The following is a 4,163-nucleotide window of genomic DNA, read 5'->3' as shown; positions in this document are numbered from 1 at the left end:
GGTGGGCGTTCTGGAGTCCGGCAGTCAACTCCATATCAGCGACCTGAACACGGGCGAAGTCATTGCCAGTCATGCGCTGTGCGCCGACAAGGGCAAGGTGATCAAGAACACCCATCACTACCGGGATCATGCCCAGCGCGTGAACAAGCTGGAAGCTGGCATCAACGCCCTGATCAGCGACGAGACCGGGCACCGGTTGTGTCAGCAGCTCAAGCGCTCCGAGCCCAAGATCTACAAGGATCAGTTGGTGGCTGCCCGTGACCTGCTCAAGCGCCATGCGCCGGTGGATCCAGAGTTGATCACAGCGCTGGCAGAACGCCCCGGCATGACGGCCACACGACTGCAAAACTACCTGGAAGCAGCCCAGGCGGCCGTTCTGCGGGAGCGACAGCCGGAATCGTTACCGGAACCCAAGCAGGCATTGGATCTGAGCGCCTACCAGCGTCTTGGCCGCTCCAGTGGCCAGGGGGTGACCCATGAGCCAGCTTGAACAGACTGTAGCCCGTTACCGCAGCCTGCGCCTGAGCGCAGCCGCCGATGAACTAATCAACCTGCTGGCCGAGGCAGAAGCCAACGAGATGTCCTATCTCAGCTTCGCGGATCGGCTTGCCGAACACGAACTGGTTCAACGGCAGGACAAGCGCATCCACCGGAATCGGAAGATGGCCGCGTTCCCCGCCGAGAAGCGCCTTGAGGGCTTCGACTACCGGCACCAGACCACCATTAATAAACGCCAGGTGAACGCCTTGCTGGACTTCCAGTTCCTCGACGAACGGAACAACCTGGTGTTCATTGGCCCGCCGGGTGTGGGCAAGACCCACCTGGCCATCGGTATTGGCCACAAGGCAGTGGAAGCTGGTTACCGGGTATTGTTCCGCAATGCCCTGGATCTGGTGGAAGAGCTGGAACTGGCCGAGATGAAGGGTGAGCTGAAAAAACGGGTCAGCGCCCTGGCCAAATACGACCTGCTGATCATTGATGAGCTAGGTTACCTGCCCATGACCCGGCAGGCCCGCTACAATCTGTTCCAGTTGATCAACAGCCTGTACGAATACCGGTCGATCATCTTGACCACCAACAAGGACTTCACCAGTTGGGGCGAGTTCTTCCACGACGACAACGTGGCGGTGCCGATCATTGACCGGGTCATCCACCATTCGCACATCTTTATGTTGGGAGGAGAAAGCTATCGACTGAAGCAAAAAGCCACAAGATAGACTATGAAAGGTGGGTCAATTTTATTGGCCAAAGGTGGGTCAAAATAAATGGCCATTGACATAAACAAAAGCGAACGTTGGAGTCAGGGTTTTCCTCCAGAGCCTCTACGCTAATCACAGCAATTTCGTCCAGTATGGTTAGCTGAGCAAATTGCAGACGCTGAACGATTTCATGGCAGAGATAGCCATGCTCGGCTAAGCTATTGTTTTAACGATTTATGTGCAGCGCGATTGATGGTGCGAAGTCAGTAATAATGAGGCAGTCAAATTTCTGCAATGGTAAAGCGCGTTGCCCAACCGCTGTTATGTGTAGGAGCAAGGAAGCATGAATCAATTTACTCTCTTTACCCTGTCGGGGCCGTTGGTGGGTGTTATTGGCTGGTTTCTGAGCGTTCATTGGCTGCTGTGGCTAGGTGTCGTTCTTGCTACCATAAATCTGATCATGAATCTTGCCTCGGGCGCTATGAAGCTGCCAATTTTACCTGCCGTGTTCATGTTGGTTGCCGCTGTGCTTCTCAGTCCCTGGTATCTCGGCGTTGGCGTTGGTTTGCTTGTCTGGACAGTTCTGGAAGGTGCTGGTGAGCTGTTCAGACCAATAGCCATGGGTGAGAAATGAGAGATCACATAACCAGCTGTTGTAGTTCGTTCCGGGCCTTCGGCCCTAAACCGGACGCCCATTTCGCTGCGCTACATGTGCGCCGCTAAACAAAAGCTACATGGACTCCCCCTGCGGTCAAGCAACGCCATTTGATTCCGAAGCGGTTTGAGACTGCAGCTCTACATTCGGCCTCTGTGTGGGCGCTTTTGCCCGGGCCAGGATGATGATGCGTGTGAGTTGGCGGTAGCCACCGTTTTGAGCACATGGAAGAAGCGTTGAGGCTGATTCGGGACCATGTGAAGGATTAATACCGGAAACAAGGCTGGATGAAAGGACTCATCACCGGACCCATAGGGGGAGTTAAAACCTAGATCCGCTATGCCTTGGCACACAAAGTCTGTCGGGCGGGGTGCACTTGCGTGCTCCGTTGTTATGGGAGGGAGCTGGCCATCGCCTATGGCTAAGGCCAATACTCAACGCTCCTGACGAACTTGGCCAAGGTCCATTTGCTGATTCAGGATGGCCTGGTGCTGAGGACGCTGAGCGCAGGGAACCGGCGAGACTTGCAGGAAGCGGTGGAAAACCGGCGTGGCCGGCACTCCACCACCGCCGCCAGCTAATTACCTATTGAGGATTAGTGCCGTGGTCGGTGACGCCCCTCTGGCAGGCTTCACCTGGCATGGGAGGCACCCCTTCAGCGGTTTAAGCAAGAAGTACGGGCTAAAGGGCTAAGCATCTGTGCTGCCTGGCTGCCCACCGCCTATCACAGGAATGAAGATGACCTCGCATACCACGGCGCGTTGATGGTGAGATTTGGTCAAACAGAATGTCGGCCGGTGACAGTAGCGCAGCGCGCTCGGAGGTTTAATATCCGTTAACCCGGCCGACATTATCTGTATTATTGCTGCTGTTTCTCGTTCTCCATAACTTCTTTAAAATCCGATTTCCGAATCAATCCATGTATGCCTTTGGTCCCATCAACAACCTGCGAAACTTCATAGTCCGTAGCAGCTGACAAATAGGCCAAGGCCGTCGCCCGATCCATTCCCAGCTCCTCATGCAAAAAGCGGATCGACTCACGCACCGCATCCTTCATGGCTTCGTCAAGGTCCTTATCTAGCCCAATGGGAACCCAGTGCGTAGGGGTTTCCCCAAATGGCTTTTCGAGGGATCCGGACGCGGAAGGTATTTGAGCATCTCCTTTTTTCAGCACAGTGAGGCGAAAGGTTGGGCGCAAGCTATGCTCTAACGCGGTCAGCGCAACCTCGCCGTCCCCTTGGGCCATATGTGGATCACCCGTGTAAAAGTTTGCTCCGTCTACTAACACAGGAAGATATATGGTGGATCCCACACCTAGATCGTTGATATCGATATTGCCACCATAGATATCAGGAGGAACGCTATGTACGGCGTCCTCTGTATCGGCGGCCACCCCCATAACGCCCATGAACGGTGCTGTTGGGAATACAACATCGGTACCCGCGTCTGTTTTCATGATGGCTTCCCAAGAACCATCATCAGCCTTTCGGATTGGCGTGAAAATAGAAACATTATGGTAGTCACCGGGATTGTCGGCACTGGCATTTTCAGAAGGCTTCTCTGTTTCCGGAAACTCTCCCGGTAGAGCGCCCTTTCCGTGGCGGTTAGAGATAACACCATAGGGAACTCTTGGTGTAATAGAGAGAATTTCCACTTTCAGAACGTCGCCCTTCTTAGCTCCTTTCACGGCGATTGGACCAGTAACGATGTGAGGTCCATCTGCTTTAAAGTCATGTTTAATATCAGACCCAGGAATTTCAATTGCGTCCTTTAGGATCATATTCTCTGGCACACCCTTACTAGTGAAGTAAGCCACCGGGTCTCGTCCCTGATCTTCCAGAATACCCTCGTGGGACACGGTATCGATAGTAATTGTAGCTCCGGAAGGAATTTCTATAAGTGGCTTGTCACTACGGTTCGGCAGGTATCCCCACTTTATGGTGTCGGGGTTTGAAGGAACATAAAAAAGGCTTCCGTTCATTCCTGGCATTGTCAGCTTGGTCGGTTGGTCTGCCAGGGGCTGGAGAGGTAAGTCGGCTTCAGCCACTAACAAAGCATCAACAAAGTTCTCATTAGTGGGCTCCGCTTCGTCCTGCGAAAATGCTTGAGATGAAAGTGTCGCGCCAATGGCAACTGCCAGCAGCAAACGGTTCAGATTTAGCATTTGTTACTCCTAAGTTGCTTGCTATACAGCCCGATAATTTATTTAATTTCGAGCGGTTGGATATACAAAGCAAAATCAAGGCCATTCTTCGACGCGGGACAGATGGAAGGGTTGGCGCACTATTGTAGTGGTCAACTAATCCCGG

3 protein-coding genes and 1 pseudogene are annotated in these 4,163 nt (G+C 53.4%); 3 read left to right on the top strand and 1 reads right to left on the bottom strand.

Annotation, left to right across the window (positions count from 1 at the left end):
* From B2W52_RS00155 to B2W52_RS00145, 3 genes and pseudogenes are all read left to right on the top strand, one after another.
* Positions 1–490 (top strand): annotated as a pseudogene (locus B2W52_RS00155) (IS21 family transposase); the annotation flags it as partial.
* Positions 477–1,217: an IS21-like element helper ATPase IstB gene (istB, locus tag B2W52_RS00150; protein WP_053112996.1), complete on the top strand. Its 741-nt coding sequence runs from the start codon at positions 477–479 to the stop codon at positions 1,215–1,217. The pseudogene B2W52_RS00155 and the gene istB, both read left to right, overlap by 14 nt.
* A 325-nt stretch (positions 1,218–1,542) precedes the next feature.
* Positions 1,543–1,833, top strand: coding sequence for a hypothetical protein (locus B2W52_RS00145; RefSeq protein ID WP_273070707.1), 291 nt, complete (start codon positions 1,543–1,545; stop codon positions 1,831–1,833).
* 880 nt (positions 1,834–2,713) lie between these two features.
* On the opposite strand, the gene B2W52_RS00140 is transcribed toward B2W52_RS00145, so the two are convergent.
* Positions 2,714–4,018 carry an acetamidase/formamidase family protein gene (locus B2W52_RS00140; RefSeq protein ID WP_273070710.1) on the bottom strand — a complete coding sequence of 435 codons (1,305 nt, stop codon included), beginning with the start codon at positions 4,016–4,018 and terminating at the stop codon, positions 2,714–2,716.
* Positions 4,019–4,163: the final 145 nt, after the last annotated feature.

It is taken from the genome of Marinobacter sp. UBA2498 (assembly GCF_002341575.1).
Lineage (GTDB): Bacteria > Pseudomonadota > Gammaproteobacteria > Pseudomonadales > Oleiphilaceae > Marinobacter > Marinobacter manganoxydans.
Note: the sequence above shows the minus strand (reverse complement) of the source record. Positions and strands in the feature narration are given on the sequence as shown.